6 protein-coding genes are annotated in these 5,441 nt (G+C 63.6%); all 6 read right to left on the bottom strand.

Annotated features, from left to right (window positions below):
• Positions 1 to 725 (bottom strand): hypothetical protein (locus E4T66_RS21200; protein WP_136852138.1); only part of this gene is annotated, 725 nt, incomplete at its 3' end.
• Positions 722 to 1,321: an FMN-binding protein gene (locus E4T66_RS21195; RefSeq protein WP_136852136.1), complete on the bottom strand. Its 600-nt coding sequence runs from the start codon at positions 1,319 to 1,321 to the stop codon at positions 722 to 724. The genes E4T66_RS21195 and E4T66_RS21200, both read right to left, overlap by 4 nt.
• 136 nt (positions 1,322 to 1,457) lie before the next feature.
• On the bottom strand, positions 1,458 to 1,931 hold the full coding sequence (locus E4T66_RS21190; protein WP_136852134.1) for a group I truncated hemoglobin: 474 nt from the start codon (positions 1,929 to 1,931) through the stop codon (positions 1,458 to 1,460).
• 28 nt (positions 1,932 to 1,959) lie between these two features.
• Complete coding sequence (locus E4T66_RS21185; RefSeq protein WP_248679836.1) at positions 1,960 to 3,543, bottom strand: DUF3034 family protein; 1,584 nt, start codon at positions 3,541 to 3,543, stop codon at positions 1,960 to 1,962.
• A gap of 114 nt (positions 3,544 to 3,657) precedes the next feature.
• Positions 3,658 to 4,131: a group I truncated hemoglobin gene (locus E4T66_RS21180; RefSeq protein WP_136852132.1), complete on the bottom strand. Its 474-nt coding sequence runs from the start codon at positions 4,129 to 4,131 to the stop codon at positions 3,658 to 3,660.
• A gap of 28 nt (positions 4,132 to 4,159) precedes the next feature.
• Positions 4,160 to 5,215, bottom strand: coding sequence for a DUF3034 family protein (locus E4T66_RS21175; RefSeq protein WP_136852130.1), 1,056 nt, complete (start codon positions 5,213 to 5,215; stop codon positions 4,160 to 4,162).
• Positions 5,216 to 5,441 lie beyond the last annotated feature (226 nt).

The following is a 5,441-nucleotide window of genomic DNA, read 5'->3' as shown; positions in this document are numbered from 1 at the left end:
GTGTACGGCAGGATCTGCTTCTGACGCTCGGCCGACAGATCAGCCGGCTCGACCCAGGTGATGGACGCATTGGCCGGCAGCGCCTGCCAGTCCAGACCATCGACGGTGGCAAAGACATCCAGATCCTGGATCGCCACCCGCGCCGGCGATTCATCGGTGATGCCGATGCGACGCACCGCCGACACCGGCAGCGTGTAGTCCTGCAGGGTGTCCACGACACTGCCGTCCGCCGCCAGGATCGCGACCTGGGTGCTGCTGGCCACGAACAGCAGCGGATCCTTCGACGTACCGCCCTGGGCCATGCCCAGCACCGGCGGCAACTGCTGCTCCAGCGGCTTGCCGTCGACCAGCGTGTACTCCGGCGTCATCGCCAGCCAGTGCTTGCCGGCGACGAAGCCGGTCTGCGGCGCCTCGGCGTGCAGACCGTACATCGCCATCAGCCAGGGCCAGTCGATGCGCTTGGCATCGAAACCCCAGCTGACACTCTGGTTCATCAGCACGCCGGAAAAGCCCAGCCAGCCCATGAAGATGAACGCAAAGATGCCGAAACGCTTGTGATACTCGCGCAACACCATCGTGAAGTTGCGCTTGGGCTGCTGCTGCGCTCGCGGCTTGAGCAGCGGCAGGTTCTGGCTGCGCCAGCGCCGTAGACGCGCCGGCAGGTTCGGCCGGGGCGCCGACCGCGGTCCGTGCGCCGGCATGGCGTGCGGCACCGGCGCGTTCATGGCACCAGAGCGTTGAGTTCGATTGCGGTGCGCGCCATGCGCACCATCATCTGCACCGACAGCGTCGCGCCGGAGATGTTGTCGACCGCCACATCCAGTCCGGTGCCGTTGGCCTTGGCCCCCGCCAGCTGGGCCAGGAACGGCGCATCACCGATCTGCTCGCCGCGGGATTCCTTGTAGATCAGCACCCGCGCCACGTCGACCTGACCGCCGTCACGCACGACAAAGCCACTGGTGGTCGGCTGATAACCCTTCTTGCCCAGATCATCGAAGATCCATGCCGTGCGTCCATCCTGGGTCCAGTAACGCACGCGCGATTGCGGGAACGGCCGGCCGAACACCGCACTGATCCGGCTCTGCGCCGCTGCGTCCAGGCTCAGCACCTGCGGTGCCGGCACGGCCCCGTTGAACACCTCGGACAGAAATGCATCCGGCGCCTGGAACAGGCGACAGATCGGCGGCTTGCAGCTTTCGGCGGCATCGGCCGCATGGGCACGCGGTGACGACAGCAGTGCGAACGCCGCCAGCAGCACCAGGGCGCCTGACAGCATGAACCGGCCAGGAGCCGGCCGGTAGAGTGCAGATGAGTTGCTCATAGGTTTGGTTTTCATGGCTCTGGACAGGATGGATCTATCCGCAAGTCGCGGACCATTCCGATCTCAGCACTCCCCCACTGAAGGCTCCGTGAACCGCAGTTCACGGAGCCGCTCAGTCCTTTGTGCTGAAGGCTGATTACTTGGTCACGATGTCGAAGGTGAACGGAGCGAGACCTGCAATCAGCTGATTGCAGAGGTGATAGGGCGTGACGGTGCGTTCGCAGGCCATGTAGGCGGCTTCGACCACGGCGTTGAACTGCTCCATGGTGATGCCGAGGTCGGCGTGTGCGGCGGCCATGCTGGCGCCCTGATATTCGACGTTGCCGCCGAGAACCATCTGCTCGAGCTGGGTGTTGAGCGCGATCTGGCGTTCGACGTTGCCGAACTCGGTGAAGATCCAGTTGATGCGGTTGTCGAGCATGATGTAGTAGAACAGGCTCTCGACCCAGTTATGGATGCCACGCTCGCCGCCGAATTCGGCGACGGAGCTGTCGGGAATGCCCGGGAACGCATAGCTCTTGCCGGTCTGCGCCATGCTCGGGGTGGAAACCGCAGCGCACAGCAGGGCGGCGGCGCCGATCAGGGTAGTGCTCAAACGTGAGTGCTTCATGTGATGTCTCCGTCAATGCGATCTGCGATCAGAACGTGGCGTGGATCGACAGGTAGTAGCCGTGCTGGCCCGGGGCGACGGCGATGTTGCCGAGCATCAGATAGGCCATCGTGAACGAGAGGTTCTTGGTCGGCGCGTAGGCGAAGAACAAGTCGTACCAGTCGCTCTCCTTGCGCTGGGTCAGCGCGTTGGCGAGGCCGTCGGTCAGCGGGATGCCGAGCAGATCGGTCAGGCCGGTGAGGTCCAGACCGCCGACGTTGACGCTGCGGCCGTCGAGGTTGCTGCCGTGCTGCTGCCACTCACCACCGATGGCGGTGTTCTTGTTCAGCAGGTAGGCGATCGAGGCTTCCAGACGCACTTCCTTGCCGTCGTCGCAGGTCTTGGAGTTGCCGGTGCCTTCACAGCTGCCGAAGCCGGTCAGGCCGGTCTGGTTGGCGGCGGTGTAGCGCGCGGTGACGTTGATCAGCGTGCTGATCGGGAAGAAGATCTTGGTCGCTGCGACATAGGCTTCCCAGTCCTTGGCCTTGGAGGCGCCGAGGGTGTCGACGACGAAGGTCTTGTCCTTGTTGACCTTGTAGAAGCCGCCGATGGCGACCTGCGGGATCAGGTTCTGCGAGTTGTAAACGGCATCACCGAACAGGCGCAGCTTGGCGCCGTAGATGTCCATCTTGATCTCGGTGTTCCACGGATCGGTGCCCAGTGCCGCATCGTCACCCAGCAGGGTGCCGACCAGGGCGACGGTCGACAGGTTGTTGAGGTCCACCGGCAGCACGCTGTTGGTGTACGACAGTTCGAGGCGATCGTAGAAGCCCCAGGTCGCGCCATAGGAGTGCAGCGTGTAGTTGGCCAGCGGCGCATAGGTGTAGTGCACACCGCCGTTGATGCCGTCGCGCGTCTCGTAGCCGGAGATCGTTGCCCACGGCACCGCACCGCCGCCGCCGGCGCCATCCACCGTCACCACGCCGCCCGTCAGCCACACCTTGCCGTTGTTGTAGAGGCTTTTCGGTACTGGCGTCGATTTGACCACCGGTGGCGGCGGCTCCGGAGCGACAGCTACAGGTACAGGCGTCGGGGCCGGAGTCGGCAGTGGTGCCGCTTCAGTCATGCGCAGCTCGACGCGCCGGTTAAGTGCGCGGCCTTCGTCGGTTGCGTTGTCCGCCACCGGTTGCGACTCGCCATAGCCGACCGCGCGCATGCGATCCGAGGCGACGCCGTGGGCGGCAAGATAGTTCATCACCGAGACCGTGCGTGCCTCCGACAGACTCTGGTTGTAGGCATCGGAGCCCTTGCTGTCAGTATGGCCGGCAATCTCGACCTTGATGTCGGGACGTTTGATCAACGCGTCGGCAACCTGGTTGAGCAGGCTCTCGGCGTCGTCTGTGAGGGTCGACTTGTCGAATTCGAAATGGACGCCGTACAGCACGACGGTGTCACCGACCGCGCATCCGGAAAAGTCCATCGAATCGCCGGTCTTCACCAACGCACAGGGCGGATGGCTGACCTCGTTCTCTGCGACGATGTCATCCTGCGCGTATGCAGCATGTGTGAATGCAACACCTGCCACGAGCAGCGTTGCGGCGGTGGTCTGCAAGGTTCTGCGTGTGCTGTTCATGACTCCATGGCCCCCTAGGTCATTCAAGGAAAAATCTGCTTCCCAACCCGCGGCCCGAAGTTCGGCTCAACCCCGCCGAATCCGGGCCGCGTCGTTTCTGCGTCCGGCGCGGACCTACTTGGTCACGATGTCGAAGGTGAACGGAGCGAGACCTGCAATCAGCTGATTGCAGAGGTGATAGGGCGTGACGGTGCGTTCGCAGGCCATGTAGGCGGCTTCGACCACGGCGTTGAACTGCTCCATGGTGATGCCGAGGTCGGCGTGTGCGGCGGCCATGCTGGCGCCCTGATATTCGACGTTGCCGCCGAGGACCATCTGCTCGAGCTGGGTATTGAGCGCGATCTGGCGTTCGACGTTGCCGAACTCGGTGAAGATCCAGTTGATGCGGTTGTCGAGCATGATGTAGTAGAACAGGCTCTCGACCCAGTTATGGATGCCACGCTCGCCGCCGAAGTCGGCGACGGAGCTGTCGGGAATGCCCGGGAACGCATAGCTCTTGCCGGTCTGCGCCATGCTCGGGGTGGAAACCGCAGCGCACAGCAGGGCGGCGGCGCCGATCAGGGTAGTGCTCAAACGTGAGTGTTTCATGTGATGTCTCCGTCAATGCGATCTGCGATCAGAACGTGGCGTGGATCGACAGGTAGTAGCCGTGCTGGCCCGGGGCGACGGCGATGTTGCCGAGCATCAGATAGGCCATCGTGAACGAGAGGTTCTTGGTCGGCGCGTAGGCGAAGAACAAGTCGTACCAGTCGCTCTCCTTGCGCTGGGTCAGCGCGTTGGCGAGGCCGTCGGTCAGCGGGATGCCGAGCAGATCGGTCAGGCCGGTGAGGTCCAGACCGCCGACGTTGACGCTGCGGCCGTCGAGGTTGCTGCCGTGCTGCTGCCACTCACCACCGATGGCGGTGTTCTTGTTCAGCAGGTAGGCGATCGAGGCTTCCAGACGCACTTCCTTGCCGTCGTCGCAGGTCTTGGAGTTGCCGGTGCCTTCACAGCTGCCGAAGCCGGTCAGGCCGGTCTGGTTGGCGGCGGTGTAGCGCGCGGTGACGTTGATCAGCGTGCTGATCGGGAAGAAGATCTTGGTCGCCGCGACATAGGCTTCCCAGTCCTTGGCCTTGGAGGCGCCGAGGGTGTCGACGACGAAGGTCTTGTCCTTGTTGACCTTGTAGAAGCCGCCGATGGCGACCTGCGGGATCAGGTTCTGCGAGTTGTAGACGGCATCACCGAACAGGCGCAGCTTGGCGCCGTAGATGTCCATCTTGATCTCGGTGTTCCACGGATCGGTACCCAGCGCGGCGTTGTCACCCAGCAGGGTGCCGACCAGGGCGACGGTCGACAGGTTGTTGAGGTCCACCGGCAGCACGCTGTTGGTGTACGACAGTTCGAGGCGATCGTAGAAGCCCCAGGTCGCGCCATAGGAGTGCAGCGTGTAGTTGGCCAGCGGCGCATAGGTGTAGTGCACGCCGCCGTTGATGCCGTCGCGGGTCTCGTAGCCGGAGATCGTCGCCCACGGCACCGCACCGCCGCCGCCAGCGCCATCCACCGTTACCACGCCGCCTGTCAGCCACACCTTGCCGTCGTCGGTCCAAGACCACGCCGAGGTGCTGGTCAGCAGCGCAGCTGCCAGTGCAAAACTGCGACCCCACATCCGGCCGCTCCCATGGACTTCGTTCATTGCCCCAACTCCTGTGTTTCTCGGTCAACTGCGACCTGGATAGAAAACGTCTCGCGTGATCCCATCGCTGACGCCAAGCCAAAAAAAACGCCCACTCACTGGCGCCATGCCAGCAATGTGGACGTCGATATCCTGCGGACCAGGCGCCTTTGCCCAATCCCGCAAACTTGTTTCGGATCACCCAAGCAACCCGTCACCTCACCATCGCAAACGCCGTGCCAAGGTC

This window comes from Sinimarinibacterium arenosum, assembly GCF_005047655.1.
GTDB lineage: Bacteria > Pseudomonadota > Gammaproteobacteria > Nevskiales > Nevskiaceae > Solimonas.
This window is presented reverse-complemented; position numbering and strand designations above follow the sequence as displayed.